Source organism: Streptomyces sp. NPDC013457 (assembly GCF_043089925.1).
Taxonomy (GTDB): Bacteria; Actinomycetota; Actinomycetes; order Streptomycetales; family Streptomycetaceae; genus Streptomyces.
This window is the reverse complement of the sequence record NZ_JBICBL010000011.1, coordinates 1-26,672: the sequence shown is the minus strand read 5'-3', so window position 1 is coordinate 26,672 and position 26,672 is coordinate 1. Positions and strand designations below refer to the sequence as shown.

Sequence of the window (26,672 nt, the reverse complement as noted above, 5' to 3'; positions counted from 1 at the left end):
AACCATGGGTATGTACATGGATGTCCACCGGAACATGGTGGGGATCACCGCAGACGAGCTGAGGGAGGCGCACGCCGCCGACCTCGCGATCGAGAAGGACGAGGGCGTCCACTTCGAGAAGGCCTGGGCCGACCCGGAGTCCGGCACGGTCTACTGCCTGTCCCACGGGCCCTCGGCCGACGCCGTCCAGCGCATCCACGCCCGCACGGGCCACGCCGCCGACGAGATCCACGAAGTGAGCCTCATGGTGTGACCGCCGCGCCCTCGCCCCCGTACATCTCCTCGATCTCGCGGGCGAAGTCGCGCAGCACCGCGCCCCGCCTCAGCTTGAGCGAGGGCGTCAGATGGCCGCTGGTCTCTGACCACTCGGTGGTCAGGGCGCGGAACGCGCGGACCGCCTCGGCCCGGGACACCAGCCGGTTGGCGTCGTCCACGGCACGCTGGAGCACCGCGAGGAGCTCCTCCTCGCGGGCGAACTCCCAGAGCGCGATGTGGTCCTTCTTCCGCATCCGCCGCCAGTGCACGAGACCCTCGTGGTCGAGAGTGATCAGCGCGGTGACGTACGGGCGGTCGTCTCCCAGCACCATGCACTGGCCGACCAGCGGGTGGGCGCGGATCCAGTCCTCCAGCGGGGCCGGGGCGACGTTCTTGCCCGCCGAGGTGATCAGGATGTCCTTCTTCCGGCCGGTGATCCGCAGATAGCCGTCCTCGTCCAGCGCCCCCAGGTCACCCGTCGGGAACCAGCCCTCGTCCGTGTACGGCAGCGCGACCCCGCGCTGGGAGTCCCAGTAGCCGGCGAAGACATGACCGCCCTTGAGCCAGACCTCGCCGTCGTCGGCGATCCGTACCGCCGTGCCGGGCAGCGGCCGGCCGACGGTCCCGGTGCGCGGGCGGCGCGGCGGGGTGACCGTCGCGGCGGCGCAGGTCTCCGTCAGGCCGTACCCCTCGTAGACCTCGATCCCCGCGCCCGAGGAGAACTCCGAGAGCCGGGTCGCCAGCCGCGAGCCGCCGCAGATCACGTGCCGGACCCGGCCGCCGAGCGCGTCCCGGATCCGCCGGTAGACCAGCGGGTCGTACAGCGCCCGCGCCGCGCGCAGCCCCAGCGAGGGTTCGTCCTCGTGCCCGTACCGGCGGGCGACGCGGGCCGCGCGGTCGAAGGAGCCGGCCCGGCCGCTCCGCTCCGCCGTCGCCCGGGCCGAGTCGTACACCTTCTCCAGGACGTACGGGATGGCGAGGAGGAACGTGGGCCGGAAGCCGGCCAGGTCGGCGAGCAGGTCGCCGTCCTCGATGGACGGGGCGTGCCCGAGCCGCACCCGGGCCCGTACGCAGCCGATCGCGACCATCCGGCCGAAGACGTGCGCGAGCGGCAGGAAGAGCAGCGTCGACGGGACCTCCCTGCTCACCTCGCGGAAGACGGGGTGGAGAAACGCGATGGCGTTGTCGACCTCGGCGAAGAAGTTGGCGTGGGTGAGCGCGCAGCCCTTCGGCCGGCCGGTGGTACCCGAGGTGTAGACGAGGGTGGCGAAGGTCTCGGGGGTGAGCAGCCCGCGGCGGGCGGTCACGGCCTCGTCGGGGACGTGCGCCCCGGCCTTGCGCAGCTGGTCGACGGCGCCGGAGTCGAGGACCCAGAGGTGGGCGAGGCCGGGCAGTCCGCGGCGTTCGGTGGAGACCAGCCGGCCCTGGGTGGTGTCCTCCACGACACAGGCGGCCGCGCCGGAGTCCTGGAGGATCCAGCGGGTCTGGAAGGCCGAGGAGGTGGGGTAGACCGGGACGGTGATCAGCCCGGCGGCCCAGGCCGCGAAGTCGAGCAGGGTCCACGCGTAGGTGGTACGGGCCATCAGGGCGAGCCGGTCCCCGGGCCGAAGGCCCGCGGCGATCAGCCCCTTGGCCACGGAGTGGACTTCGGCGGCGAACGCGGAGGCGGTGACGTCCTCCCAGGTGCCGTCGGCGCGCTTGCGGGAGAAGGCGACGGCGCCCGGCTCCGCGCGCGCGTTGTCGTAGGGGATGTCGGCGAGCGAGCCCCGCCGGACCGGGGGCGCGAGCGGGGGCACGGAGGCCTCGCGGACCTTCCCGGCGACGACGGTGACGTACGGCTGCGGCTCGTTGTCGGGCACGTGCGGCTCCTCGGTCGCTACGGACTACTGACCTTTGAGTAACCTTACTTTTCAGTAAATCCAAGACCGGGCAAGGAGTTTGGACCATGACGACGCGTGACGCGCTGACGGACCTCCTGGCCCTGACCGGCGCCGTGGCCCGCGCCCCGTTCACCCGGGCCCGCCCGGACGTCCCGCCTCCCCCGGTCCGGATCACCCGCGGCCCGGTGCGCGTCGACGAGGACCGCCTCGCCGCGTACGCCCGCCTCTGCGGCTTCCGGCACGTCGCGGGCGGCCCGCTCCCCCTGACCTACCCCCACGTCCTCGGCTTCCCGCAGGCGATGCGGCTGATGAGCCGCCGGGACTTCCCCCTCCCCCTGCTCGGGCTCGTCCACACCTGGATCACGATCACCCGGCACACCCCGCTCACGGCGGCCGACAGCCCCGAGCTCACGGTGTACGCACGGGAGTCGAAGCCCCACCACCGGGGCACCGAGGTCACGATGGTGACGGAGGCACGGCTGGCCGGCCGACTGGTCTGGGAGTCGGCGAGCGGCTACCTGGCCCGCCACGACACCACCGCCAAGGCCCCGCCGCGCGACGCACACCCGCTCCCGCCCACGCCAACCACCGCCGAGTGGCACCTCCCCCGGAACCTGGGCCGCCGCTACGCGGCTGTGTCCGGCGACCGCAACCCGATCCACCTCCACCCGCTGACCGCGCGTGCCTTCGGCTTCCCGAGGACGGTCGCACACGGCATGTGGACGCTCGCGCGCTGCCTGGCGGAACGGGACGCCGAGAACGAACCGGCCTACGTGAAGGCCGAATTCAAGGCTCCCCTGCTCCTGCCCTCGACCGTGGCCTACGCGACCGACGACAGCGGCCGCGTCCAGCTGAGGACCGGCGACCGCCTGCACCTCATCGTGGATCCGAACCGGCCCGAGGAGACCAGCGCTCGCTCTTCATGAGGTTGCCGAGCCCGGCCCAGGAGAAGTTCATCAGCGTCGCCGCGGACTCCCAGGCCGTCATCCCGGGCGTCTCGTTGGCCCACGTGGCCACCGACTCCGCGGCCCCGACGAGCGCCTGGGAGAGCCCGGCGACATCCCGCTCGGCCAGCTCGGGATCCCGGTGCGTCTCGCGATGGGTGGCCTCCGCGGCGGCCCCGATCAGCGTCCCCACATACGCCACGATCTCGCCCCGCATCCGCCCCGCCTCGCTCGCGAAGGGCTCCCCCTGGGTCCGCGCCTGCCGGCTGAGCACGGCCCAGCCGTCGGGGTGCTCGGCGGTGTGCGTGAAGAAGGCCAGCAGCCCGGCCCACAACTGCTCCTCGGCCGGCAACCGGGCGTCGACCCCGGCCGCGACGGCGGCGAGCAGCGCCTCCGCCTCCCTCCGGATGCAGGCGGTGAAGAGCTCTTCCTTGGAGTTCAGATACAGATAGACCAGCGGCTTCGAGACCCCGGCGAGTTCGGCGATCTCGTCCATGGACGCGGCCTGATACCCCCGCTGCCCGAAGGTCTGCACGGCGGCGTCCATCATCTGCCGCTCCCGCACTTCCCGCGGCATCCGCTTGACCCTGCTGGCCCCCACGCCGCCCGCCTTCCCACCCTGCTCGCCTGTCCGGGGGAGAGCCTACGGTGTCTTCACGCCGGCGAACTTCTCCGCGTGGGTTCGCCGATGGTGAGCAGGGTGGTCATGCGGCGGGCCGGTCGGCCCGAGCACGGCAGTCGGAACAGCGTTCGTCCTGATCGTGACTCCGGAAGGCGCGCTCGCAGCCCTCGCAGGTGATCAGCGGTGCGGGCCTGGGCGGTGGAGGGGCTTCGGCCGGGAGCGGTGGCGGCAGGTGGGCGGCGAGGCGGTACTCCAGCAGACGGGCCGGGTGGTGGATGGGGACCCGTTCCGGGAGGTTCACGGTGAGGGTCCGCGTGATCTGGTCGGGGGTGGCGGCACGGGCGAGCCAGACGTCGACGGCCGGGGCGAGGCGGTGGATGTCCCGCGTGGAGAGCATCAGACGCGGGTCGGCACACCGTAGCCGGCCGAGGATGTCGGCGGCGGGGCCGGTGGGGGTGCTGGGACGCGCGGGCCATGGTGGGCGCGAGTTCTCGCGGACGGGCTTCGGCGCAGGGTCCGGCTCCGGCTCGGGGTCGGGGTCCGGCTCGGGGTCGGGCTCCGGGTCGGGGTCGGAGTCGGGGTCGGGGTCGGGCTCCGGGTCGGGCTCCGGCGCGCGTACGCAGCCGGGCCTGTCGTACGAGAAGGTGCGTGTGGCGAACTTGCCGCCGCCTACCGGGAGTCGGGGGCGGGCGAGGTATCCGGCTGCCTCCAGCTCGTTGAGCGCCCGGCGGATGGTCTTCTCGCCTTCCCGGAAGCGCAGCGCGAGTGCCTTCGCGGTCACCGAGACCCCGTCGGGCAGCGACTGGATGTACACGGCGAGGCCGATCGCCACGGCGGAGAGCTCCTCGTGCTGGGCGAGGTGGTTCCCGACGACGGTGAAGCGATCGGTGTGGCGGTGCCGGACGTGGATCACACCGGAGCGGGGCGCGCCTTCGGGGATCGCATGAGACGGGGGCAGGGCAGCGTTAGACTGCGAATCAGCCATCGGGAAGCGTTCTCTTCCTGAGCGGTCAGGCCCTCGGTCAGGATTGCCGTCCTGTCGAGGGCCGAGTTGCATATGCCGTTGTTGCGGCAGACCGTACCGCACCGGTACACCCTTCCGAAACCAAGTCACCCGTTCGTGTGGCGACGGGAGTTGAGGGGGTGGGGGGTGGTCGGGTGGGGTCTCTCCCGTTCCTTTTCCTTGGGAAACGCAGGGCACCGGAGCGCGAGATGACGCGCCCCGGCGCATGCCCGGAACGCCGAGATGCCCCTGCCCCCGCGTTCGGGGCAAGGGCATCGACGGCGGCTGTAGGCCTGAGCGTTACGCGGCGAGAGCCGGCTCGCGGTCCTCGATCGGGGAAGAGGACGCGGAGTTGTAGGCGTCGCGGTCGAGGATGTTCTCCCGCGCAGCCACGATCACCGGCGTGACAGCTTGGCCTGCGACGTTCGTCGCCGTCCTCATCATGTCCAGGATCGGGTCGATCGCCATCAGCAGGCCCACGCCCTCCAGCGGGAGGCCCAGCGTGGAGAGGGTCAGGGTCAGCATGACCGTCGCGCCGGTGAGGCCCGCGGTGGCCGCGGAGCCGACGACCGAGACGAAGGCGATCAGCAGGTAGTCCTGGATGCCCAGCTGCACGTCGAAGATCTGCGCGATGAAGATCGCGGCGAGCGCCGGGTAGATCGCGGCGCAGCCGTCCATCTTGGTCGTGGCGCCGAACGGGACGGCGAAGGAGGCGTACTCCTTCGGGACGCCGAGGCGCTCGGTGACCTTCTGGGTGACCGGCATGGTGCCGACCGAGGAGCGGGAGACGAAGGCCAGCTGGATGGCCGGCCAGGCGCCCTTGAAGAACTGGACCGGGTTGACCTTGGCGACCGTCGCGAGCAGCAGCGGGTAGACGCCGAACATCACGAGGGCCGAACCGATGTAGACGTCGGCGGTGAAGGTCGCGTACTTGCCGATCAGCTCCCAGCCGTAGTCGGCGATGGCGAAGCCGATGAGGCCGACGGTGCCGATGGGGGCGAGGCGGATGACCCACCACAGGGCCTTCTGGAGGAGCTCCAGGACCGACTCGGAGAGGGCGAGGATCGGCTTGGCGCGGTCACCGAGCTTCAGCGCGGCGACGCCGGCGACGGCGGCCATGAAGACGATCTGAAGGACGTTCAGCTCGGTGAACGGCGTGATGACATCGGACGGGATGATCCCGGTCAGGAAGTCGATCCAGGTGCCCTCACGCTTCGGCAGTTCGCCGTCCTGCGGGGTGAGGCCGGTGCCGGCGCCCGGGTTGGTGAGCAGGCCGATCGCGAGGCCGATGCCGACCGCGATCAGCGAGGTGATCATGAACCAGACCAGGGTCTGGGCGGCCAGCCGGGCGGCGTTGTTGACCTTGCGGAGGTTGGTGATCGACACCAGGATCGCGAAGAAGACGAGCGGGGCGACGGCCAGCTTCAGGAGCTGGACGAAGATGTCGCCGACCTGGCCGAGGGTCTCCTTCAGCCAGCTGACGTCCTGGCTGCGGGCGAGCCAGCCGAGCAGGACGCCGAGCGCGAGACCGGCGACGATCTGGGCCCAGAAGGGGATCTTGGGTATTCGGGAGGAAGCCGGGGACTTCGTCTCGGGCGTGGACGCGGACGCGGACACAGACACACTCCAGCGGTGCGTATCGGAAATACGGGGACGGGGGTGCGGTACACACGCGTTTCTGCGGTACCGCCGCATGATGCCGGGGTCAGAGCTCGCGGCAACAGACCGCGGACATACAGCGGCACAGATCGACATGCAGGCGCGCCACGAGCGGGGTGCTCGCGGCATCGAGGAGGCGCAGTGCTGTCGTCATGGCAGGTACGTTAACACTTGAACTTTGAGAACCTCAAAGACCTTCTTTGAGATGCCGAGAGCCCTCTCCGCCTCCGAAACGCAGAACACCCCGGTCAGGAGCCTTCGAAGTTCCTGATCGGGGTGTTTGTGCTGTGATGAAACTTACCCAGGACTTACACGCCCTGGCCTCCGGCTCACGCGTCCTTACGCGTGTCCCGCGTCTCCGGCTTACGCGTCCTCGCGCGACCGGTTCTCCGCCAGGCGGCCCTTGGCCCGGTCCACCTTGGCCACGATCTGCGCGGACATCGCGTCCCGCTGTCCGCGCAGCAGCACGAAGCTGAGCGGCGCGGAGATCACGATGGCGAGGAGCAGCACCCAGAGCAGGTTGGAGTCGCCGAGGCCGCGCGGCAGCACGCCGACGTAGACGAGCCCCCAGAGGGCGAAGAAGCAGCCGACGAAGACGCCGAGTCGCATGAGGGTGTAGCGGAGGGTCGCAGCGCCCGTCCCGTTCGCGGCCACGACGGCCCCTTTCTCTCGATTGCCCGTCCAGTGAAGCACGGCCCGAATTGGATCAGTTCAGGGGGAGCAGCATGAAAATGTCGTCACGGTCGTCGCCCTCGGCCACCCGGATGGCGCCGGGCACCCGCCCGACCTCCTTGTAACCGCAGGAGCCGTAGAAGCGGTCGGCGCCGGTGCCGCCGCGACAGCTGAGCCGTATCGCGTCGATCCCCTCGAAGCCGCGGACCGCGTCCTCGACGGCGGCCATCAGGTCGCGGCCGTACCCCTTGCCCTGGTGGGAGGGGTGGACCATGACGGTGTAGAGCCAGACCCAGTGCCGCATCAGCCGGTGCGTGTTGTACGCGACGAAGGTGGTGGCGGCGACGGTGCCGTCCTCCTCGTACCCGACGACGAGCCGCATCCGGCCCTCGGTCATCGCGACGAGGTGCTTGAGCAGCTCGGGCCTGACCTCGTCCCGGGTGACCGGCGGGACGAAGCCGACGGCACCGCCCGCGTTGGAGACGTCGGTCCAGAGACGCAGGACGCCGTCGCGCAGCGCGGGGGTGACCTCGGGGTCGAGTTCGAACGTGAGGCTCACGGCGTCAGACCCGCATCGGCTGGGGGGACTCGCGGCGGTCGGCGTCCGGTCCCGGGTACTCGCGGATGATCTCGTACCGCGTGTTGCGCTCCACCGGGCGGAAGCCGGCGTCGCGGATCAGCTCCAGCAGGTCCTCGCGGCCCAGCTTGTTCGGCGTGCCGTAGTTGTCGGCGTCGTGCGTGATCTTGTACTCGACGACCGAGCCGTCCATGTCGTCGGCGCCGTGCTGGAGCGCGAGCTGGGCGGTCTGCACGCCGTGCATGACCCAGAAGACCTTGACGTGCGGCACGTTGTCGAAGAGGAGTCGGGAGACCGCGAAGGTCTTCAGCGCCTCCGCGCCCGTCGCCATCGTGGTGCGCGCCTGGAGCTTGTTGCGGACCTTGCCGTCCTGCATGTCGACGAAGTCGTGCTGGTAGCGCAGCGGGATGAAGACCTGGAAGCCGTTCGTCTCGTCCTGGAGTTCACGCAGCCGCAGCACGTGGTCGACGCGGTGCCGGGGCTCCTCGATGTGCCCGTACAGCATCGTGCTGGGGGTCTTCAGACCCTTCGAGTGGGCCAGGCGGTGGATCCGGGACCAGTCCTCCCAGTGGGTGCGGTGGTCCACGATGTGCTGGCGGACCTCCCAGTCGAAGATCTCCGCGCCGCCGCCGGTGAGGGACTCCAGGCCGGCCTCGATCAGCTCGTCGAGGATGTCGGAGGCCGACATGCCCGAGATGGTCTCGAAGTGGTGGATCTCGGTGGCGGTGAACGCCTTGAGCGAGACGTTCGGCAGCGCCTTCTTCAGCTCGGAGAGCGAGCGCGGGTAGTAGCGCCAGGGCAGGTTGGGGTGGAGCCCGTTGACGATGTGCAGCTCGGTGAGGTTCTCGTTCTCCATCGCCTTGGCGAGGCGGACGGCCTCCTCGATGCGCATCGTGTACGCGTCCTTCTCGCCCGGCTTGCGCTGGAACGAGCAGTACGCGCAGGACGCGGTGCACACGTTCGTCATGTTGAGGTGGCGGTTGACGTTGAAGTGGACGACGTCACCGTTCTTGCGGGTCCGGACCTCGTGGGCCAGGCCGCCGAGCCAGGCCAGGTCGTCGGACTCGTACAGAGCGATGCCGTCCTCGCGGCTCAGCCGCTCTCCGGAACGGACCTTCTGCTCCAGCTCGCGCTTGAGACCCACATCTTTGATAGATGCAGTCATGCGGCCGCCTCCCATGTCTGACGATTCAGGCTCCACCCACCGTACTCTCAGCCCTCTTCGGGCAGATCCCCGACCCGGTTCTCCCACTTGGTGGAGAGCACGATCGTCGTGCGGGTGCGGGAGACGCCCTTGGTGCCGGAGAGGCGGCGGATGGTCTTCTCCAGTCCGTCGACGTCGTCGACCCGCACCTTGAGCATGTACGAGTCGTCGCCGGCGATGAACCAGCAGTCCTCGATCTCGGCGAGGTCCTTCAGACGGCGGGCCACGTCCTCGTGGTCGGCGGCGTCGGAGAGGGAGATGCCGATGAGGGCGGTCACGCCGAGGCCGAGCGAGGCGGCGTCGACCGTCGCGCGGTAGCCGGTGATGACGCCTGCCGCCTCCAGGCGGTTGATGCGGTCGGTGACGGAGGGGCCGGAGAGCCCGACGAGCCGGCCGAGTTCGGCGTACGAAGCCCTGCCGTTCTCGCGCAGAGCCTGGATGAGCTGCCTGTCCACGGCGTCCATAGGTATGAAGCCTTCCATTGTCCAGCGATACCGCGAGTTTAGGTATAGAATCTAAGGTACACAGGGGTCGACGCCCTGTGAATCTTTCAATTGAACAAAGACGATCTTTCAGGAGTGGTGTTCACCGTGTACACGATCGAGATGGCCCATGCCCGCATGCGTGAGCTGCAGGAGATGGCCGACCGCTCGCGTGCCCACCGTCCGTCCGCCTTCCGCCGCGCCGAGAAGAAGCGCGCCGCGAAGAAGCGCTAGTCGTTACGGGGGCTCGCAGCAGCACCGAGCTCTCCCTCCCAACGGCGGTACAGCCGGTGCGGCACCCCTGCCGCGTCGAGCACCCGCCCGGCGACGAAGTCCACCAGATCCTGGATGTGCGTCGCCCCCGCGTAGAACGCCGGAGAGGCGGGCAGCACCACGGCGCCCGCCTCGTCCAGCGCCACCAGGTGCTTCAGCGTCTGTCCGTTCAGCGGGGTCTCCCGCACCGCGACCACCAGCGGCCGCCGCTCCTTGAGCGTCACGCTCGCCGCCCGCTGCAGCAGGTCCTTCGAAAGCCCCAGCGCCACGCCCGCCACCGAGGCGGTCGACGCCGGCACGATGAGCATTCCCTTCACGGGGTACGAGCCGCTGCTCGGCCCGGCGGCCAGATCCCCGGCCGCCCAGTACCGCACGTCGTCGATGCCGGGCGCGAACGTCCCCGGCTTCCCGTCGGCGCCCCGCGCCAGCCACGCCGCCAGGTCCTCGCGCCAGTGCGCGTCCCGGAAGGCGATCCCCGTCTCGTCGAGCAGCGTCAGCCGCGACGCCCGCGAGACGACCAGGTCGACACTCTCCCCCGCTGCCAGCAACCCCCGCAGAACGGCGGCGGCGTACGGGGTCCCCGACGCCCCGGACACCCCGACCACCCAGGGACGACGCTGCTCTTCCTCTACCGGCTCCACGTCGCCGAGCCTATCCGGCGGCGTGGAGCCACCGCCCCCTCAGGCCGCCCTGCCGGCCTTGACCACGTACACCGTGATCGTCACGTCGTCCGGCCGGTAGAGCACACGCCGCTCTCCGACGGACGAGCGGAAGCAGCCGGAGCCGCCCCGGGGGCCGCGCCTCGGAGGGACGCGGCTCGTCGGCCAACGACCGGACAGCCACCGCGCAGGCGCCGGGTAACCGCCCCCGCCGGCGCCGGGTAACCGCCCCGCCGGGGCCGCCCCGGAGCCGCCCCGCGGTGCACCCGGCTCTGCCCTCGGGGGCCTGGACCGGCCGGACGCGTCGCCGGGAGACTGCGGACGCGCACGTCCTCACGTCACGCCTTCCGGAGCGGCCATGTTCACTCGACGAGACCGCGGAGCGGCCGAGTCCGCGCCCGGCCAGGGGCGCGAGCAGCGGGCGCCCGAAGCCCGGGACCGCCTCCACCTCCCCGGGCAGCCCCAGCACCTCACGCCCGCCCACGTCCACGCGCTGCAGCGCACCGTCGGGAACGCGGCGGCGGTCCGCGCGCTCGGCCGGCAGCACACGGTCCAGCGGGTGGAGAACGGGAGCGATCCGGGCGGCGGGACGCAGGGCGGCCAGACCCAGGCCGGCGGGTCGCGGTACCGAATCCAGATCCAGACGGCGAAGAACAGCCGCAGCCACCACCTCGACTACTGGGGGAACCTCGCCTTCGGGCATGCCTGGGTCGCCCTCTACAAGGAGGAGGGCGGGCAGGAGACCTGGAAGTCGTACGGCTTCTTCCCCGCCGAGGAGGTCGCCCGCGACAAGCCCTTCCGGTCGGTGAAGGGTCAGGTCAAGAGGAACCACGACAGCCCGGACAGCTCGACGTCCCGGCTCACCGCCGAGCTGACGGAGGAGCAGTACAACAGGGCCCGGGAGTACATCCGGGCGAACGAGGGCCACGCCTACAACCTGGCCACGTTCAACTGCACGACCTTCGCCCGCTCGGTCTTCCAGGCCGCCACGGGCGAGCCCGCGCCCGGCCTCGGTCTCCCGCTCCTGGAGAACCCGAACACCCTGCAGGACTCCATCAAGCGGCGGAACGACAGGAGCGGCGCCCCGCGCAAGGGCGAGAACATCACCGCGGACGTCGGGTCGAACTCGGACTACGACTCGGACAGCAGCACCGACAGCTGGAGCAACCCGTTGGGCGGCTTCCGCCAGATGGGCGAGCCCGAGGCCGAGGTCGCCGCTCCGGCCGCGGCGCCGCCCGCGCGGCCGGCCGGACCGGTCCGGCCGCGCTTCGAGATCGACTGACGGCCTGGCGCCAGGCCGTCAGACGGTCAGGCCGCGCGCCACCAGGTCGATCAGGGCGCACAGGAACAGCGAGATGCCGATGAAGCCGTTCGTCGTGAAGAACGCGCGGTTCAGCCGGGACAGGTCGTGCGGCTTCACGATCGTGTGCTCGTAGCAGAACGCCGCGATCACGATCACGAGGCCGATCCAGAAGAACAGACCGGCGTCGGTGGCCAGCGCGTACCAGACCAGCAGACCCGTCGTCACGACCGCCGAGGCGCGGGCGCCCCAGAGCGCCGCCGGGACGCCGAAGCGGGCGGGAACCGACATGACGCCCTGGGCGCGGTCGGCCTGGACGTCCTGGCAGGCGAAGATCAGGTCGAAGCCGCCGATCCAGATCCCGACCGCGAAGCCGAGGATCACCGCGTCCCAGGACCACTCCCCGGTCACCGCGAGCCAGGCGCCGATCGGCCCTATGGCCTGGGCGATACCGAGGATCGCGTGCGGGAAGTTGGTGAACCGCTTGCCGTACGGGTAGACCACCATCGGCACCACGGCGAGCGGCGCGAGGGCCAGGCAGAGCGGGTTGAGCAGCGCCGCGGCCCCGAGGAAGACGACGACGGCGATGCCGGCGCCCGTCCACGCCGACCGGACCGACACCGCCCCGGTCACCAGCTCACGGCCGGCCGTCCGCGGGTTACGGGCGTCGATCTCGCGGTCGATGATCCGGTTGCAGGCCATCGCGAAGGTCCGCAGCCCCACCATGCAGACGGTGACGAGGAGCAGCTTCCCCCAGTGGATGTTCCGGTCGAGCTGGAACATCGCGGTCAGCGAGGCGATGTAGGCGAAGGGCAGCGCGAAGACCGAGTGCTCGATCATCACGAGCCGAAGGAAGGCCTTCGTACGGCCCGGCTCGGCGCCGGGTACGGCCGCGGTGGTCACAGGCCGTACTCCTTCCAGCGGCGGTCCACCAGGGCGGCCGTCGCCGGGTCCGACTCCACCATGTCCGGCCAGCCGCCGTCCCGGGTGTAGCCCTCCTCGGGAAGCTTCTTCGTGGCGTCGATGCCCGCCTTGCCGCCCCAGAACTGCTGGTACGAGGCGTGGTCCAGGTGGTCCACGGGCCCCTCGACGACCGTCAGGTCACGGGAGTAGTCGGTGTTCCCGAGCGCCCGCCAGGAGACCTCGTGCAGATCGTGCACGTCGCAGTCCTTGTCCACCACGATGATCAGCTTGGTCAGCGACATCATGTGCGCGCCCCAGATGGCGTGCATGACCTTCTGCGCGTGCTTCGGGTACTTCTTGTCGATCGAGACGATGGCGCAGTTGTGGAAGCCGCCCGACTCGGGCAGGTGGTAGTCCACGATGTCCGGCACGATGATCTTGAGGAGCGGCAGGAAGAAACGCTCCGTCGCCCGCCCCAGCGGACCGTCCTCCGTCGGCGGCCGGCCGACCACGATCGACTGGAGCAGCGGACGCTTCCGCATCGTCACGCAGTCGATCTTCAGCGCCGGGAAGGGCTCCTGCGGCGTGTAGAAACCGGTGTGGTCGCCGAAGGGGCCCTCCGGCAGCATCTCTCCCGGCTCCAGCCAGCCCTCGATGACGACCTCGGCCTGCGCCGGCACCTGGAGCGGCACGGTCTTGCAGTCGACCATCTCGATCCGCTTGCCCTGCACGAACCCCGCGAACAGGTACTCGTCGATGTCACCCGGCAGCGGGGCCGTCGACGCGTACGTCACGGCGGGCGGGCAGCCGAAGGCGATCGCGACGGGCAGCCGCTCGCCCCGCTCCGCGGCCACCGCGTAGTGGTTCCGGCTGTCCTTGTGGATCTGCCAGTGCATGCCGATGGTGCGCTTGTCGTGGCGCTGCAGGCGGTAGAGCCCGAGGTTGCGGACCCCGGTCTCCGGGTGCTTGGTGTGGGTGAGCCCCAGGTTGAAGAAGGATCCGCCGTCCTTGGGCCAGGTGAAGAGCGCGGGGAGCTCGTCGAGGTCGACGTCGTCCCCGGTGAGGACGACCTCCTGGACGGGAGCGTCCTTCACCTTCTTCGGCGGCACGTGGACCATCGAGCCGAGCTTGCCGAACGCCTCGCGCACGCCGACGAAGCCCTGCGGGAGCTCCGGCTTGAGCAGTCCGCCGATCTTCTCGCTGATCTCGCCGTACGACTTCAGGCCGAGGGCCTTGAGCAGCCGGCGGTCCGTGCCGAAGACGTTCATCGCGAGCGGCATGGCGGAGCCCTTGACGTTCTCGAAGAGGAGCGCCGGGCCTCCCGCCTTGTTCACCCGGTCGACGATCTCCCCGACCTCCAGGTACGGATCGACTTCGGCCTTGATGCGCTTGAGGTCGCCCTCGCGCTCCAGCGCCCTGAGCAGCGAGCGGAGATCGTCGTAAGCCATGGGGCCCAGTATCGGCCACCGGCTACGCTTGACCTGTCACCGGGGCCGACGAAACGAACCCCGCCACTGGATCCAGGGGGCTGTCCCACATGCTCAGGGCGCTGATGTTCATCCTGCCGCTGGCGCTGACGATCTACGCCTTCATCGACTGTCTCAACACCCCCGAGGACGAGGCGAAGCACCTGCCCAAGGTCGTCTGGGTCATCATCATCCTGCTCTTCTGGATCGTCGGCCCGGTCGTCTGGTTCGCCGCGGGCAAGAAGCGCCGCGCGGCCGCCCGGGGCGCGGCGTCGGGCTCGTGGGTCGCGCCCGACGACAATCCCGAGTTCCTCAAGTCCCTCAAGGACGAGAGCAAGCAGGACGAGAACAAGCAGGACGAGACCGCCCTCAAGGACTGGGAGGCGGACCTGCGCCGCCGCGAGGAGGAGCTGAGGAAGCGGGAGCAGGGCGGCGAGGCCAGGGAGAACGACGGTTGATGGAGCTCCGGCTCCTGGTCACCTTCGAGAAGGTCGCCACCGTCCTCTCCTTCACCCGCGCCGCGACCGAGCTCCGCTACGCCCAGTCCAGCGTCACCGGCCAGATCCGTGCCCTGGAGTCCTCGCTCGGCGTGGAGCTCTTCGAACGGCTGGGCAGCCGTATCCGTCTGACGGAGGCGGGCGAGCGCCTGGTTCCGTACGCCCGCCGGATCATCGAGCTGACCGAGGAAGCAAGGACGGCGGTGACGGAGACGGACGAACCATCGGGCCCCATCGCGATCGGCACGATGGAGTCGCTGACGTCGTACCGTCTGCCTCCGCTCCTGGAGCTCTTCCACCACCGCTACCCGAAGGTCCGGTTGTCGCTGCGCCCGACGCTCGGCGACGAGACGCGGCAGGCGCTGCGCCAGGGGACGTACGACATCGGTTTCCTGATGGAGCCCGAGACGGAACACGCGGGCCTGGAGAGCGCAGTCCTGGCGGAGGAGCCACTGTCCTTGGTGGCGAGTCCACGCCACGCGCTGGCGGCCCGTACGACCCTGACGTCGGCGGAGGTGGCGAAGTCCCAGCTGATGGGGACGGAGCCGGGCTGTCCGTACCGCGACCTGTTCGAGCGCGAGCTACGGGAGTGGTCGCCGCCGTTCATGGAGTTCGGCACGCTGGAGGCGACGAAGCGGGGCGTGGCGGGCGGCCTGGGCATCGCGCTGCTTCCGAGGGTCACGGTGGCGGAGGAACTGGCGACGGGGACGCTGACGGAGTTGCCGTGGAAGGCCCCCTTCACCCTCTTCACGCAGATCGCGTGGCGGAGGGGGAAGCGGCTGCCGGCACATGTGCGGCTGTTCGTGGAGCAGGCGCGGCGGCTGGTGCAAGAGTCACCCTGAGGCTGGCGAGCACGATCAGCGGAACACCGAGCGCCTGGACGAGCCCGATGTGGTGCCCGTACACGGCCCAGTCGGCGAACATCGCGACGGCGGGGTAGGTGAAGGCGAGCACGGCGATCTTGGCGGTGGGCAGCTTCTGGTAGGCGGCGTACATGAGGACGTACATGAGCCCGGTGTGAATGAGCCCGAGCCCGACGAGCCAGGCCCACCCGGCGCCTATGCCCTTCATGCCGCCCATGTCGACGAAGGGCAGCAGCAGGGGAAGCCCGACCAGGACCTGCACGAGGGCGATGAGATGCGGCCGGACGCCGGTGATCCGCTTGGTGACGACGGTCGAGAGGGCGTAGAGCACGGCGGCGGCGAGGGCGAGCCCGAGCCCCTTGAGGGAGGCGGTGTCCCCGGGCCGTATGCCGGAGACGAGCACGAGCCCGACGAAGGCGACCCCGAGCCAGCCGAACTTGGCGGCGGTGATCCGCTCCCGGAAGAGGACGACGCCGAGGACCACGAGGAAGAACGGCTGGGTGTGGTAGACGACGGTGGCGAAGGAGATCGAGGTCGCCTCGTACGCCTCGAAGAGAAGCACCCAGTTGAAGACGATGAACACCCCGCCGAGCGCGGCGAGTCCGAGCTTCCGCGGCGTGAACCCGTGCCCGGTGAAGTACCCCCGCGCCAGGCTGTACGCGCCGAGCGCGACGGCCCCGAAGAGGCACCGGAAGAACACCACGTCGAAGGGCTCCGCCCCGGACTCGACGACGAAGATGCCGAGGGTGCCGGAGAGCACCATGGCGAGGGTCAGTTCGAGGGTGCCCCTGGTCTCGTTTCTCATGCCGACGACGCTACGAAGCAGGGCGCAACCCGGTCCACGAGCCACTGGGGCGTCCTGCCGATGGGGTCATCGGCGAAGCCGATGACGGGCGGCGAGGGCCGCAAGCGCGATCCCGCGCAATCGTCACCCATGCCGCCCGTCGACCGGGACGGCCACCCGACCGTGCGGGCGCGCGCCGAGATCCTCGCGTTCCTGGCCGAGCGGCTCCGCCCGCGTCGGGAGTCCGGTCACTCACCTGAGTGGGATCGCCTCGCCCAGTGGGTCCAGTGCGGCGAGCCGCACCCCCTGCGCCGCCGGTGGTCGCCCGAAGCTGTGCTCCGTCACTGACAGTGGCCGGCTCCGGGCGGCCCCATGCGGAGAGTGAGCGGTATGTCCACCATCAATCGCGGTCGCGGACGCCCACGGGGGGCCGCGGCACTCGTCACCGGCCTCGCCCTGTCCCTCGTCCTGAGCCTGCCGGGCGTCGCGGCGGCCGCGCCGGGCGACCTGGATCCGAGCTTCGACGGGGACGGCAGGGTCGTCACGGACGTGTCCGGCTACGAGAGCGGCGGAGGCGTGGTCATCCAGCCGGACGGCAAGATCGTCTCGGTGGGGACGGCCTCCTTCGACGCGACGTCCAGCGACTTCGTCGTGCTGCGCCACAACGCGGACGGCAGCCTGGACACCACGTTCGACGGGGACGGCATCGTCACCACCGACTTCCAGGACAGCGGCAACGACGAGGGCCGAGCCCTCGCGTTGCAGCCCGACGGCAAGATCGTCGCCGTCGGCGGCACGGCCAACTTCTCCGGCAACGGCGCGTGGACGGCGGCCCGGTACAACCCGGACGGAAGTCTGGACACGACCTTCGGCGAGGGCGGCAAGGTCGTCACCGAGATCGACCCCAGCGCGATCGAGACCGCCCTGGCGGTCGTCGTGCAGTCCGACGGCAAGATCGTCGCGGGCGGGGGCAGCTTCGACCGGTGGGCGCTGGTCCGCTACAACGCCGACGGCACTCCGGACACCACCTTCGACGGCGACGGCATCATCGCCACCGACCCCGGGGCGGTCTCGAGCCTGGCACTCCAGTCCGACAACAAGATCATCGCCGCCGGACACCGCAACGCTCCCGGTTTCACCCTGCATCGCTACAACACCGACGGCAGCCTGGACACCGCCTTCGACGGCGACGGACGGCTGACCTCCGGCTTCGGGGCCGGGGTCAGTGACGTCGTCCTGCAGCCCGACGGCCGGATCGTCGCGGCCGGCAACGCCGGCGGGGTCGGCAACGCGTTCGCCGTGGCGCGGTTCAGCACGACCGGCGCGCTCGACCCCACCTTCGACGGCGACGGCACGGTGACGACCTCCTTCGGACCGGAGAGCCTCTTCGTCCAGGGCGTGGCACTGCAGTCCGACGGCCGGATCGTCGCCGCCGGCCAGTACGCCGGAGACTTCGCGCTGGTGCGCTACAACACCGGCGGCAGCCTTGACACCGACTTCGGCGGCGACGGGCGGGTGACGACCGACTTCGGCACCGCCCAGGACAATGCCGCATCGGTGGCCGTGCAGGGCGACGGAAGGATCGTCGCCGCAGGCTCCGTCGGCAGCGCCGGCGACGCCGCCTCCGACCGCGCCCTGGCGCGCTACCTCGGCGGCGGAGGCAGCGAACCCCCGCCCACCGTCGACGTCTCGGTGACCAAGACCGGCCCCGCGACCATCAGTCTCGGCGACGCCGCCACGTACACGATCCGGGTGACCAACCACAGCACCACCACGACCGCGGGGGTCTCGATCTCCGACACGCTGACCGGCGGGTCCGGGACGATCCTGTCCGCGACGCCCAGCCAGGGCGGTCCCTGCACGGTCAGCCCGACCACCATGAACTGCAGCCTCGGGAACATCGCCCCCGGCGCCTCCGCCACCGTCACCGTCGTCGCCGAGCCGCGCGCGACCGGCACGCTGACGGACTGGGTGGCGGTCGGGTCGGTCCAGCAGGACCCCAACCAGGCCAACAACAACGCCAACTTCTCCACCACCGTCAACAACGCCCGCGGCTGCACCATCGTCGGCACCAGCGCCACCGAGACGATCAACGGCACCTCCGCCGGCGACGTGATCTGCGCACTCAGCGGCAACGACACCGTCTACGGCCACGGCGGCAACGACACGATCTACGGCGGCGCCGGCAACGACTACATCAGCGGCGGCACCGGCACGGACCGGCTGTTCGGACAGGGCGGCAACGACTGGCTCGCCGGCGAGGGCGGCAACGACAACCTCAACTCCCAGGACGGCGTCGGCGCCAACGACGCCGTGGACGGCGGGGCCGGCATCGACACGTGCACCACCGACGCGAACGACTACCGCTACAACTGCCCGTAGCGCCCCCGGGCGGGGGCGGTGCCTGCCTGGGCTCGCCAGTGTGAAGCTCGGCATCGCCCCCCTCGGCGCTCACCCCCGGCGCGCTCCGTCGCACGGGTTGCACGTACGGCCGCTCCAGGCACGGCCCGGGTCCTGCGCGAGCGTGGACTGATCCTCACCGTTCACGGCAAGGGCACGTTCGTCGTCGATCCACTCCCGACGGATGAGACTCGACAGCGGGTGTGACAGCCCGCCCGCTCCGGGGAAGAGTCACGTCCATGGACAAGCGACAGGCCCACGCCTGGCTCGGCACCGCCCTCGCCGAAGCGCGCGCCGGGCTGGCCGAAGGGGGCATCCCCATCGGCGCCGCCCTCTACGCGGCCGACGGGACGCTCCTCGGGCGGGGGCGGAACCGGCGCGTTCAGGACGGGGACCCGTCGCTGCACGCGGAGACCGCCGCGTTCCGGGCGGCCGGCCGGCAGCGGTCGTACCGCGGGACGACCATGGTGACGACCCTCTCCCCCTGCTGGTACTGCTCCGGTCTCGTGCGGCAGTTCGGGATCTCCCGGGTCGTCGTCGGGGAGGCGGAGACGTTCCACGGCGGACACGACTGGCTGGCCGGGCACGGGGTCGACGTTCTCGTTCTCGATGACCCCGAATGCACCGCGCTCATGCGGGAGTTCGTCCGCACCCACCCCGACCTCTGGAACGAGGACATCGGTCATGAGTGAAGCCCGGCTCCCCACCATCGACCTCGGCCGCGACCCCGCCCCGCAGCTTCCCGCCGTCGACCGCGCCCTGCGCGAGGCCGGGTTCCTGCTGGTCACCGGGCACGGGGTCGACCCCGGCCTGCGGGCCGCGATCCGGGACGTCTCCCGGCGGTTCTTCCACCTCCCGGCCGCCGCGAAGGAACCGTACGCCGTGCGGGTCGGCGGACGGGGATGGCTCGGGCCGGGCGCGGAGGCGAACGGGTACGCCGAGGGCACGGTCACCCCGCCCGACCTCAAGGAGTCGCTCTCCTTCGCGGCGGACGAGCCGACCGGCGACCCGGCCGTGGACGCCGAGTGGTTCCTGCCGAACACCTGGCCCGCCGAGGTGCCGGAGCTGAAGCCGCTCGTCCAGGCGTACCTCACGGAGATGCGGGCGCTCTCGGACCGCGTCCTCGATCTGCTCGGCATCGCCCTCGGCGAGGAGCGGGACTTCTTCACCCGGCACACCGGCCACCCCACGTTCGGCTTCAACATCAACTGGTACCCGGGGCGGGAGCGCACGGGCGAGCCGGAACCCGGCCAGTTCCGGATCGGGCCGCACACCGACTTCGGTACGGTGACCCTCCTCGACCGGCAGGCCGGCCGGGGCGGACTCCAGGTCCACACCGACGCCCACGGCTGGCAGGACGCGCCCTTCGACCCCGACGCGTTCACGGTCAACATCGGTGACGTGATGGCCGGCTGGACCGGAGGCCGCTGGCGTTCCGGCCGGCACCGGGTGCTTCCGCCGCCCGCCGACGTTCCCGCCGAGGAGCTGATGTCGCTCGTGTACTTCTACGAGTGCGACCCCGGGACCACCATCCACGGGATCGAGTCCCACGCCTACCTCCGGGCCCAGCTCGACGCGATCGCCACGGAGTGACAACACCTGCGCAACAGAGTCGAAAAGCCTGCCGCTTTCCCAACACGTCGTCGATATCCTGGAGTTGGCTGAGACAAGTGGCGTGACGGGGGTAACGACACGTGGACAGAGAGCTGTACGGCCGCGAGGCGGTCTTCCAGGATTCCGGACTCGCCGCGCGGCTCGTCGGACTGTCCCCGCACCGCTACGACCGTACCGCGTACGAACACGGCGACGACCCGCCCGTCACCGTCTTCACCGGCGGCCGGGGCATGGGCAAGACGGCGCTGCTCAAGCAGATCCGCAACGCCTACAAGGCGGCCACCCCGCTCGCCCTGCTCGACTGCGCGCACATCGAACCGCCCGCCGACCACGGCCCCGGCTGGAACCCGCTCACCGGGGCGCTCGCCGAGCTCGCCGTACAGCTGGCGCCGCGGGTGCTCGCGGCGCGGCCCGTGCAGTTCCCGCGCCTCTCGCTCGGGCTGGTCGCCGTCGCGTCCATCAGCTGGTCGCAGGAGGACGACGAGCGGGCCCGGCGCGATCTCCAGCGGCTCGGACCGGTCCTCGCGACCGTCGACGCCACCAAGGGTGCCGCCGCCAACTGGGTCACCAAGGTCCTCACCAAACTCGCCGCCAAGTTCGCCGAGGCCGGCGCGCCGATGGCCGGGCTGCTCGCCGAGGCGACCGTGGAAACCGTCCTTGAAGAGGTGTTCGGCCGCTTCCAGCAGAAGGCCGAAAGCTGGTACGGGAGCTATCGCAACGCGGGCGGCCGCGGCCAGGCCGGGCTCCAGCAGCTCGCGATGGACTTCGAGCAGGGCGGCCGGCGCCGCCGCGAGGCCGAGGACTTCCTCGTCGGCGCGCTCGTCGAGGACCTGGTCCGCGCCTTCACCGGCCTCGCCAACCGCGGCGCCCGCCGCGGCCGGCCCGTCCTCCTCCTCGACAACGCCCACGAGCCGCTCGGCCGGCGGCTGGTCGAACCGATTCTGCGGGCGCGTGCCGGCGGCCGACGCGACCGGGTCGTCGTCATCGCCACCTCCCGCGTCCGCGACCACGACGGCATCCGGCACGCGGCCCGGCTGCGACTGCCCGAGACCGCGCACCGCGCGCCCTGCCCGCGCGGCCCGGACGTCACGTCCGGCATCCTCGCCGTCGAACTGCCCCCGCTGTCGCCCGCCCAGACCCAGAGCGCCTTCGACCGCTTCGACCCGGCGGGCCGGACCCCTGCCGAACTGGCCCGGGCCGTCCACCGGCTCACCGGCGGACGTCCGCTCGGCGTGGTCCTGCTCGGCCGGACCGCGGGCGAGGTGCCCGCCGCCCGGAAGCCCTCGCTGACCCCCGGCGCCCTGCTCGACCTCACGGTGGAACTGCGCGAGGACAGCGCCCCCGTGCCGGTCGCCCCCACCCTGCTCGAAGAACTCCTGCCTGGCCTGCGGCACGGCCCCTTCGCCGTGCTCGCCGCCGCCCACGACGAGGAGTCGGCACGGCTGCTCGCCCGGACCCGGCTGCGCGGCGAGTCCCTCGAAGGCGACACCGCGTTGCGCGTCCGGGACCTCCTGCGCGCCGAGGACTGGCCGGAGGGCCCCGAGCACTTCGTCGCCGACCCGCTGCTGCGCGCCCTGCTCCTGCACCGGCTGCGCTACGAGGACGGGGAGGAGTACGCGACCTGGCGGGCCGTCCACGAGACCCTGCACCGGCACTACGCCACCGGGCCCGTCCCGTACCTGCTGCACCAGGAACTGGCGCTCGGGCGCACCGACGACGCCGTGACCCACCTGCGGGTCACCTTCCCCGACGCGGACGTCCTCGACTGGCTGGGCAGGCTGCGGTTCATCGCCTCGGCGCCGTACCCGTACGACAGGGGCCGCACCGGTCCCGACCCGCGGCGGGCGATCGCGCTCGGCCGGGAGTCCGGCGAGACCATGCCCACCGCGTACGACGACGACACCGTCGAACTCCACTTGAGTCTGCGGCGGTTGCTGCACGCCGTATGGCTGCTCACCGATCCGCTCGCGCTGCCCGACGAGGACGTGACCGACAAGCTGGCGCACGAGCTGCGCCAGCTCTCCGGCCGCCATCGGACGGGGAACAGTCCGCTCTGGGACGCGGCCACCCACTGGCCGAGGGACATCCGCGCGTGGCGGGGGCTCTCGCTCCCGCCCGGTGCGGAGAACGGAGTCTGAGGCCATGGTCAGCCCGCTGCGCTACCGGCTCTGGTACACCACCCGGCAGAAGATCCTCACGTCCGCGGTCGCCCTCGCCGTCGTCGGCTCCCTGGCCGGGTACGCGATCGACCGCGCCACCACCCCGGAGGACCGTTCCTGCGCCGCCGGAGTGGAGCGGCCGGCGGGCAGCACCGAGTGCGTCGGCGTCAACGGCGACGGCTTCGACTTCGGCGTCCCGGCGCTGACCGAGATCGCCGGACGGATCCGCGACGAGAACCGCGCGCTGAAGTACGACGAGTACGCGACGGTCGCCCTGCTGCTGCCGCTCACCTCGACGGACAGCGGCTTACGGGTGAAGGTGCTGCACGAGGTCGTCGGCGCCTACGCCCGCCAGTACCGGGCCAACCACGAGTCCAACAACGAGACCCCGAAGATCAGGCTCGTCCTGGCCAACACCGGTAAGGGCAACGCTCACTGGCGGACGACCGTCGACCGGCTGAAGGCGATGACGGACGGCCCCGACCGGCTGCGGGCGGTCAGCGGAGTCGCCACCTCCTCGACCGAGATACGGGAGGCGGTGACGGCCCTGACGGACGCGGGCATCGCCGTCGTCGGCACCACGATCACCGCCGACGACATCGCCAACGGCCCCGGCGCCGGCAAGAACCGCTACCCCGGCCTCGCCCGCGTCTCCCCCACCAACGGCGACGAGGCCAAGGCGCTGGCCCACTTCGGGAAGGTCGAGGGGGCGAAGGCGCTGCTCGTCCAGGACACCCGGACCGGCGACCACTACACGGACACCCTGAAGGCGGCCTTCACGTCCTCCCTCAAGGGCGCCCCGTACGAGCCGCAGCTCTTCACCTCACCCGCGGACCCGACGGAGGAGGGCACCACGGCGAACACCTTCCGCCAGATCACTCATCTGATCTGCGACACGAGGGCGGAGACGGTCTTCTTCGCCGGCCGCCACACCCAGCTGCGGCAGTTCATCAACGCCCTCGGCGCGCGGGGTTGCGCCGAGCGCCCGTTCACGATCCTGACCGGTGACGAGGGCTCGTACCTCGGCGGGGACACCAAGCTCAACCGGGCCGCGCTGAAGGCGAGACTGACCGTCCGCTACGCCTCGCTCGCGCACCCCGACGCCTGGAAGCCGGCTCCCGGACGCCCGGTGCCGAGCACGGGCGGTTCGACGGCCGCGTACGAGACGTTCCTCGCGGACGTCACGAAGGCCACGACGAAGCCGGTCCCGCTCGCGGACGGCCAGGCGATCGTGGCGTACGACGCGATGGCGACGGCGGTCCACGCGATCCGCCAGGCGACCCCGCAGGGCGCACAGTTCCCGGAGGCGGCGGACGTGGTCACCCAGTGGCCGCAGGTGAAGGGCTCGCTCCGGGTCGACGGCGCGAGCGGCTGGATCTGCCTGGACAACTTCGGCAACCCGTTCAACAAGGCGGTCCCGATCGTGGAACTGGCCCAGGACGGCTCGCAGAGGTTCGTCCAGATCGCCTGGCCCGAGGGCAGGCCCCCGGCGAAGGACTGCCTGCCGCCTAGGAGGGGGTAGAGGCAGAGGGCGGCCGGCCTGAGGCCGGCCGGGAGGTGCGGGACCGGACGGGCCGGCGGGGTACATTCGCGACCCGTCCACGCACGCAGGGGGAAGCGCACATGGAAGCCGAGCCGATCGACCTCGTCCGCCTCACCGACGGCGGCGGGACCGTGGCGGTCCGAGTGACGGGCCGTGAGTTCGGCGGATATCCGGAAGTACCGGTGCTGGTCGGCGAGTTCGTCGTCCGCACGAAGTTCCTCACGGGGACGCTGAAGACCTGGATCTTCCCCGACGACCTCACCACCTGGGAGGAGAGCCTGGCCGCGCTCGCCAGGGGCGAGAACATCGCCTGGCGGAAGGACAAGCGGGCGACCGAACTCCACGTCGACGTCGACGACCCCGAGCTCGCCGAGGGGATGATCCGCGTCTCCGTCGCCGACCGCGCGGGCTCACGGGCGACCGCCCGGGTCCTGCTGGAGCCGGCCGACGACTGGATCGCCGACCACCGCGCACGGCTCGCCCGGATACGGGAGACCTGGACGGACTGACCCCGGCCCGTCCAGCGCTTCCGGCGCGGGCCGGAGGCGGGTGCCGCCGGGTACGTGCCGTCGGAGGCGGGGGCCGCCGGGTACGGCCTGGTACCCGGCGGCCTCGGGGTCCACAGCGAGGGCCAGGGCTCGCCGACGCCGCCACAGGCACCGAGCACCTCCTGGCTGCGCGGTGTCGAGCAGGCACTGGCCGGTGCCCATCTCGACCATCTCCCAGTGGTTGGAGCCGCGATCCTGCCAGCGCAGGGTCAGACAGTTGCCGCCCGTGGCCTGGACGACGCCGGTCCCCGGGGCCTTGCTCGCGTTCGGCGTGCCCAGGCCAAGATCGACCTGGCGTCACGGGTCCGGGAGGACGGTCTCGACACCCCACGGTGACCGGCGGTGAACGGCTGCCGGACGCCGGGTCACCGCGGGCCGGACGCCGGGTCACCGCGGGCCGGACGCCGGGTCACCGCGGGCCGGACGCCGGGTCACCGCGGGCCGCTCACGGCTCCCACTTGGGCCACGGCGCGTCGTCCCGTACGTACAGCTCGCGCAGATGCTGCCAGCGCTCGGGCGACCACGCGCGCCAGTCCGTGGGCCTGCCCTCCAGCGCCTCCGACAGCCGCTCGAAGTGGTCGTGCCACCCCGCCATGACGTCCAGCTTCTCTTCGTGCGTCGCCCGGAACTCGTTGGTGAAACGCAGAACGGTCGCCCCGCCGCTCCCGGCCGGTTCCAGATGGAACCGGATCCGGCCGTGCGACGGGCCGACCGTGTACTCGGCCACGTACTCCGGGTCCCAGGCCGTCACCTGCCCGGAGACCTCCGTGTCACCGTTCAGCCAGCGCAGCGTCACCGCTCCGCCGAGCCTCGGCTCCAGCGGATCCGCCGCACAGAGCCACTGCGGCAGCCCCTCCGGCGTCGCGACGGCCACCCAGACCCGCACCACCGGATGGGGCAGGTCGATCACGTACCGCAGGTGATGGAGGTTGCCGTCATGGGTCTCGCACCTGCCCCGGGGGATCTCGCTCATACCTCAAGCGTCACGCCGGGGCGGGCGCCGTGCCAGCTCAGACGCCCGCGTACGAGTGCTTGCTGCTCACGAAGATGTTGACGCCGTAGTAGTTGAAGAGGAAGCAACCGAAGGCGATGAGCGCGATGTACGCGGCCTTGCGGCCCTTCCATCCCGCCGTCGCCCGCGCGTGCAGGTACGCCGCGTAACCGACCCACGTGATGAAGGACCAGACCTCCTTGGCGTCCCAGCCCCAGTAGCGGCCCCACGCGTCGCCGGCCCAGATCGCTCCGGCGATGATCGTGAAGGTCCACAGCGGGAAGATCGCCGCGTTCACCCGGTAGGAGAACTTGTCGAGGGAGGCCGCCGACGGCAGCCGCTCCAGGACGGAGCGGGCGAAGGAGCCCGGGTTGCCGCCGGTCGCGAGCTTGTTCTCGTACGAGTCGCGGAAGAGGTACAGCAGGGTGGCGACCGCGCCGAGGTAGAAGACCGCGCCGCAGAAGATGGCGGTGGAGACGTGGATCCACAGCCAGTACGAGTCCAGCGCGGGGACCAGCTGGTCGCTGGGGGTCTTCAGCCAGGTGGTGGCCATGCCCAGGTCGAGCAGGACCGTGGTGACCAGCGGCAGGCCGAGCCAGCGCACGTTCTTCCTGGCGACGAGGAAGCCGAGGTACGCGCCGACCGCCACGGTGGAGAAGGTGGTGGAGAACTCGTACATGTTGCCCCACGGCGCCCGCTGCACGGCGAGCGCCCGGGCGATCACGCCCGACGCCTCGACGAGGAACGCGAGCGCGGTCAGCGAGACGGCGATACGGCCGTACAGATCGCCCTTGACCGTGCCGCCGGCCGCGCCGGGACCGTCGGGGACGTCGCGGGCGCCCGCGCCCGACCGGGTGACGACGGTGGGCTTGTCGAGCACGGCGGTGCCTCCGCCGGCCGTCCTGACCTGGACGGCCGGGGCGGAAGCGGTCGCCTTCGCCTGGGCGGTCAGCGCGGCGGCCGTGCGGCCGACCTTGCTCCGGCTGCCCAGCACCCACTCGGCGATGTGCGCGAAGAAGGCCAGGGTGTAGACGGCCATCGACGAGTAGATGAGCATGTCGCTCATCCGCGCCAGGCTCTCGTTGGTCTCGGCGGCGAGACTCACGGCGGCGAGATTCACTTCTCAGCCCCTTCGGCTTCTGCTTCGGCTTCGGCAGGTTCTGCGGGTTCGGCCGGTTCGGCTTCGGTCGGTTCGGCGTCCGGGCGCTCGGCGTCGGCCCGCTCGGATTCCGGCGCGGTCGGCGCCTGTGCGTGGAGCGTGGCCGCGAGTCCGGCCAGCTCCTCGGGGAGCTTGGCGGACTCGCTCCGGCCGAGGCCCGCCATCTCGACGACGGTGACGCCGTCCTTCCCCCGTACGGCCCGCACCCAGACCCG

Annotated in this window: 26 protein-coding genes and 1 pseudogene; 12 read left to right on the top strand and 15 right to left on the bottom strand. The window is 71.2% G+C overall.

What is annotated here, in order from left to right; all coding sequences use genetic code 11:
* The first annotated feature begins 4 nt into the window (after positions 1–4).
* Positions 5–253: an SCO4226 family nickel-binding protein gene (locus ACF1G2_RS27450; RefSeq protein WP_391800852.1), complete on the top strand. Its 249-nt coding sequence runs from the start codon at positions 5–7 to the stop codon at positions 251–253.
* Here the strand turns inward: ACF1G2_RS27450 and ACF1G2_RS27445 are convergent.
* Positions 243–2,114: an AMP-dependent synthetase/ligase gene (locus ACF1G2_RS27445; RefSeq protein WP_391800851.1), complete on the bottom strand. Its 1,872-nt coding sequence runs from the start codon at positions 2,112–2,114 to the stop codon at positions 243–245. The two genes, ACF1G2_RS27450 and ACF1G2_RS27445, sit on opposite strands and share 11 nt — an antisense overlap.
* A gap of 86 nt (positions 2,115–2,200) precedes the next feature.
* Here ACF1G2_RS27445 and ACF1G2_RS27440 point away from each other — a divergent pair, with 86 nt between their 5' ends.
* Entirely contained in the window at positions 2,201–3,061 is an 861-nt protein-coding gene (locus ACF1G2_RS27440) for a MaoC family dehydratase (RefSeq protein WP_391800850.1), read from the top strand.
* On the opposite strand, the gene ACF1G2_RS27435 is transcribed toward ACF1G2_RS27440, so the two are convergent.
* From ACF1G2_RS27435 to ACF1G2_RS27405, 7 genes are all read right to left on the bottom strand, one after another.
* A complete protein-coding gene (locus ACF1G2_RS27435; RefSeq protein ID WP_391800849.1) occupies positions 3,012–3,680 on the bottom strand; it encodes a TetR/AcrR family transcriptional regulator in 669 nt (222 codons plus the stop codon). The two genes, ACF1G2_RS27440 and ACF1G2_RS27435, sit on opposite strands and share 50 nt — an antisense overlap.
* A 103-nt stretch (positions 3,681–3,783) precedes the next feature.
* Positions 3,784–4,614, bottom strand: coding sequence for a hypothetical protein (locus ACF1G2_RS27430; protein ID WP_391800848.1), 831 nt, complete (start codon positions 4,612–4,614; stop codon positions 3,784–3,786).
* Positions 4,615–5,004: 390 nt separating this feature from the next.
* Entirely contained in the window at positions 5,005–6,321 is a 1,317-nt protein-coding gene (locus ACF1G2_RS27425; RefSeq protein WP_391800847.1) for a dicarboxylate/amino acid:cation symporter, read from the bottom strand.
* A 405-nt stretch (positions 6,322–6,726) separates the two neighbouring features.
* Positions 6,727–7,017 (bottom strand): DUF4229 domain-containing protein, encoded by a 291-nt coding sequence (locus ACF1G2_RS27420; protein WP_383222707.1) that lies wholly within the window; start codon positions 7,015–7,017, stop codon positions 6,727–6,729.
* A gap of 52 nt (positions 7,018–7,069) precedes the next feature.
* The gene (locus ACF1G2_RS27415) at positions 7,070–7,594 is read right to left on the bottom strand and encodes a GNAT family N-acetyltransferase (protein WP_391800846.1); all 525 of its coding nucleotides are present in this window, start codon (positions 7,592–7,594) and stop codon (positions 7,070–7,072) included.
* A gap of 4 nt (positions 7,595–7,598) precedes the next feature.
* Positions 7,599–8,777 carry an aminofutalosine synthase MqnE gene (gene mqnE, locus ACF1G2_RS27410; RefSeq protein ID WP_391800845.1) on the bottom strand — a complete coding sequence of 393 codons (1,179 nt, stop codon included), beginning with the start codon at positions 8,775–8,777 and terminating at the stop codon, positions 7,599–7,601.
* Between the two features lie 47 nt (positions 8,778–8,824).
* Entirely contained in the window at positions 8,825–9,280 is a 456-nt protein-coding gene (locus tag ACF1G2_RS27405) for an Lrp/AsnC family transcriptional regulator (protein ID WP_318104107.1), read from the bottom strand.
* Positions 9,281–9,394: 114 nt separating this feature from the next.
* On the opposite strand from ACF1G2_RS27405, the gene ACF1G2_RS27400 reads away from it, so the two are divergent.
* Positions 9,395–9,532 carry a hypothetical protein gene (locus ACF1G2_RS27400; RefSeq protein ID WP_391800844.1) on the top strand — a complete coding sequence of 46 codons (138 nt, stop codon included), beginning with the start codon at positions 9,395–9,397 and terminating at the stop codon, positions 9,530–9,532.
* Here ACF1G2_RS27400 and ACF1G2_RS27395 read toward each other — a convergent pair.
* A complete protein-coding gene (locus ACF1G2_RS27395; protein ID WP_391800843.1) occupies positions 9,529–10,212 on the bottom strand; it encodes a UbiX family flavin prenyltransferase in 684 nt (227 codons plus the stop codon). The two genes, ACF1G2_RS27400 and ACF1G2_RS27395, sit on opposite strands and share 4 nt — an antisense overlap.
* Before the next feature lie 376 nt (positions 10,213–10,588).
* Between ACF1G2_RS27395 and ACF1G2_RS27390 the strand changes: the two genes are divergently transcribed.
* Entirely contained in the window at positions 10,589–11,512 is a 924-nt protein-coding gene (locus ACF1G2_RS27390; protein ID WP_391800842.1) for a hypothetical protein, read from the top strand.
* An 18-nt stretch (positions 11,513–11,530) separates the two neighbouring features.
* On the opposite strand, the gene mqnP is transcribed toward ACF1G2_RS27390, so the two are convergent.
* Together mqnP and ACF1G2_RS27380 are read right to left on the bottom strand one after the other, a co-directional pair.
* On the bottom strand, positions 11,531–12,433 hold the full coding sequence (gene mqnP / locus ACF1G2_RS27385) for a menaquinone biosynthesis prenyltransferase MqnP (RefSeq protein WP_391800841.1): 903 nt from the start codon (positions 12,431–12,433) through the stop codon (positions 11,531–11,533).
* The gene (locus tag ACF1G2_RS27380; RefSeq protein WP_391800840.1) at positions 12,430–13,881 is read right to left on the bottom strand and encodes a menaquinone biosynthesis decarboxylase; all 1,452 of its coding nucleotides are present in this window, start codon (positions 13,879–13,881) and stop codon (positions 12,430–12,432) included. Before ACF1G2_RS27380 ends, mqnP begins: the two co-directional genes overlap by 4 nt.
* Positions 13,882–13,970: 89 nt before the next feature.
* Here ACF1G2_RS27380 and ACF1G2_RS27375 point away from each other — a divergent pair, with 89 nt between their 5' ends.
* Positions 13,971–14,357 carry a PLD nuclease N-terminal domain-containing protein gene (locus tag ACF1G2_RS27375; RefSeq protein WP_391800839.1) on the top strand — a complete coding sequence of 129 codons (387 nt, stop codon included), beginning with the start codon at positions 13,971–13,973 and terminating at the stop codon, positions 14,355–14,357.
* A complete protein-coding gene (locus tag ACF1G2_RS27370; RefSeq protein ID WP_391800838.1) occupies positions 14,357–15,238 on the top strand; it encodes a LysR family transcriptional regulator in 882 nt (293 codons plus the stop codon). Before ACF1G2_RS27375 ends, ACF1G2_RS27370 begins: the two co-directional genes overlap by 1 nt.
* On the opposite strand, the gene ACF1G2_RS27365 is transcribed toward ACF1G2_RS27370, so the two are convergent.
* A complete protein-coding gene (locus ACF1G2_RS27365; RefSeq protein ID WP_391800837.1) occupies positions 15,144–16,064 on the bottom strand; it encodes a DMT family transporter in 921 nt (306 codons plus the stop codon). The two genes, ACF1G2_RS27370 and ACF1G2_RS27365, sit on opposite strands and share 95 nt — an antisense overlap.
* A gap of 369 nt (positions 16,065–16,433) precedes the next feature.
* On the opposite strand from ACF1G2_RS27365, the gene ACF1G2_RS27360 reads away from it, so the two are divergent.
* The 6 genes from ACF1G2_RS27360 (at position 16,434) to ACF1G2_RS27335 (ending at position 24,268) form a co-directional block, all read left to right on the top strand.
* The gene (locus ACF1G2_RS27360) at positions 16,434–18,425 is read left to right on the top strand and encodes a calcium-binding protein (protein ID WP_391800836.1); all 1,992 of its coding nucleotides are present in this window, start codon (positions 16,434–16,436) and stop codon (positions 18,423–18,425) included.
* Positions 18,426–18,682: 257 nt separating this feature from the next.
* Complete coding sequence (locus ACF1G2_RS27355; RefSeq protein WP_391800835.1) at positions 18,683–19,135, top strand: nucleoside deaminase; 453 nt, start codon at positions 18,683–18,685, stop codon at positions 19,133–19,135.
* Positions 19,128–20,036: an isopenicillin N synthase family dioxygenase gene (locus tag ACF1G2_RS27350; RefSeq protein ID WP_391800834.1), complete on the top strand. Its 909-nt coding sequence runs from the start codon at positions 19,128–19,130 to the stop codon at positions 20,034–20,036. The genes ACF1G2_RS27355 and ACF1G2_RS27350 overlap by 8 nt, the downstream gene beginning before the upstream one ends.
* A 101-nt stretch (positions 20,037–20,137) precedes the next feature.
* Positions 20,138–22,195, top strand: coding sequence for a hypothetical protein (locus ACF1G2_RS27345; RefSeq protein ID WP_391800833.1), 2,058 nt, complete (start codon positions 20,138–20,140; stop codon positions 22,193–22,195).
* A 4-nt stretch (positions 22,196–22,199) separates the two neighbouring features.
* Positions 22,200–23,738: a hypothetical protein gene (locus ACF1G2_RS27340; RefSeq protein ID WP_391800832.1), complete on the top strand. Its 1,539-nt coding sequence runs from the start codon at positions 22,200–22,202 to the stop codon at positions 23,736–23,738.
* A gap of 101 nt (positions 23,739–23,839) precedes the next feature.
* The gene (locus ACF1G2_RS27335) at positions 23,840–24,268 is read left to right on the top strand and encodes a DUF5959 family protein (RefSeq protein WP_391800831.1); all 429 of its coding nucleotides are present in this window, start codon (positions 23,840–23,842) and stop codon (positions 24,266–24,268) included.
* A 484-nt stretch (positions 24,269–24,752) separates the two neighbouring features.
* On the opposite strand, the gene ACF1G2_RS27330 is transcribed toward ACF1G2_RS27335, so the two are convergent.
* The 3 genes and pseudogenes from ACF1G2_RS27330 to ACF1G2_RS27320 form a co-directional block, all read right to left on the bottom strand.
* Positions 24,753–25,280: an SRPBCC domain-containing protein gene (locus ACF1G2_RS27330; protein ID WP_391800830.1), complete on the bottom strand. Its 528-nt coding sequence runs from the start codon at positions 25,278–25,280 to the stop codon at positions 24,753–24,755.
* Positions 25,281–25,317: 37 nt separating this feature from the next.
* On the bottom strand, positions 25,318–26,403 hold the full coding sequence (ccsB, locus tag ACF1G2_RS27325) for a c-type cytochrome biogenesis protein CcsB (protein WP_391801075.1): 1,086 nt from the start codon (positions 26,401–26,403) through the stop codon (positions 25,318–25,320).
* A gap of 11 nt (positions 26,404–26,414) precedes the next feature.
* Positions 26,415–26,672, bottom strand: a pseudogene (locus ACF1G2_RS27320) (cytochrome c biogenesis protein ResB); the annotation flags it as partial.

What these genes read in the sequence shown, in the direction of transcription:
- ACF1G2_RS27330 (WP_391800830.1), bottom strand. Translation starts at nt 25,280, where the DNA reads ATGAGCGAGATCCCCCGGGGCAGGTGCGAGACCCATGACGGCAACCTC.
- ACF1G2_RS27390 (WP_391800842.1), top strand. Translation starts at nt 10,589, where the DNA reads ATGTTCACTCGACGAGACCGCGGAGCGGCCGAGTCCGCGCCCGGCCAG.
- ACF1G2_RS27365 (WP_391800837.1), bottom strand. Translation starts at nt 16,064, where the DNA reads ATGAGAAACGAGACCAGGGGCACCCTCGAACTGACCCTCGCCATGGTG.
- mqnE (WP_391800845.1), bottom strand. Translation starts at nt 8,777, where the DNA reads ATGACTGCATCTATCAAAGATGTGGGTCTCAAGCGCGAGCTGGAGCAG.
- ACF1G2_RS27370 (WP_391800838.1), top strand. Translation starts at nt 14,357, where the DNA reads ATGGAGCTCCGGCTCCTGGTCACCTTCGAGAAGGTCGCCACCGTCCTC.
- ACF1G2_RS27440 (WP_391800850.1), top strand. Translation starts at nt 2,201, where the DNA reads ATGACGACGCGTGACGCGCTGACGGACCTCCTGGCCCTGACCGGCGCC.
- ACF1G2_RS27340 (WP_391800832.1), top strand. Translation starts at nt 22,200, where the DNA reads ATGGTCAGCCCGCTGCGCTACCGGCTCTGGTACACCACCCGGCAGAAG.
- ACF1G2_RS27405 (WP_318104107.1), bottom strand. Translation starts at nt 9,280, where the DNA reads ATGGACGCCGTGGACAGGCAGCTCATCCAGGCTCTGCGCGAGAACGGC.
- ACF1G2_RS27375 (WP_391800839.1), top strand. Translation starts at nt 13,971, where the DNA reads ATGCTCAGGGCGCTGATGTTCATCCTGCCGCTGGCGCTGACGATCTAC.
- ACF1G2_RS27380 (WP_391800840.1), bottom strand. Translation starts at nt 13,881, where the DNA reads ATGGCTTACGACGATCTCCGCTCGCTGCTCAGGGCGCTGGAGCGCGAG.
- ACF1G2_RS27350 (WP_391800834.1), top strand. Translation starts at nt 19,128, where the DNA reads ATGAGTGAAGCCCGGCTCCCCACCATCGACCTCGGCCGCGACCCCGCC.
- ACF1G2_RS27450 (WP_391800852.1), top strand. Translation starts at nt 5, where the DNA reads ATGGGTATGTACATGGATGTCCACCGGAACATGGTGGGGATCACCGCA.
- ACF1G2_RS27355 (WP_391800835.1), top strand. Translation starts at nt 18,683, where the DNA reads ATGGACAAGCGACAGGCCCACGCCTGGCTCGGCACCGCCCTCGCCGAA.
- ACF1G2_RS27335 (WP_391800831.1), top strand. Translation starts at nt 23,840, where the DNA reads ATGGAAGCCGAGCCGATCGACCTCGTCCGCCTCACCGACGGCGGCGGG.
- ACF1G2_RS27360 (WP_391800836.1), top strand. Translation starts at nt 16,434, where the DNA reads ATGTCCACCATCAATCGCGGTCGCGGACGCCCACGGGGGGCCGCGGCA.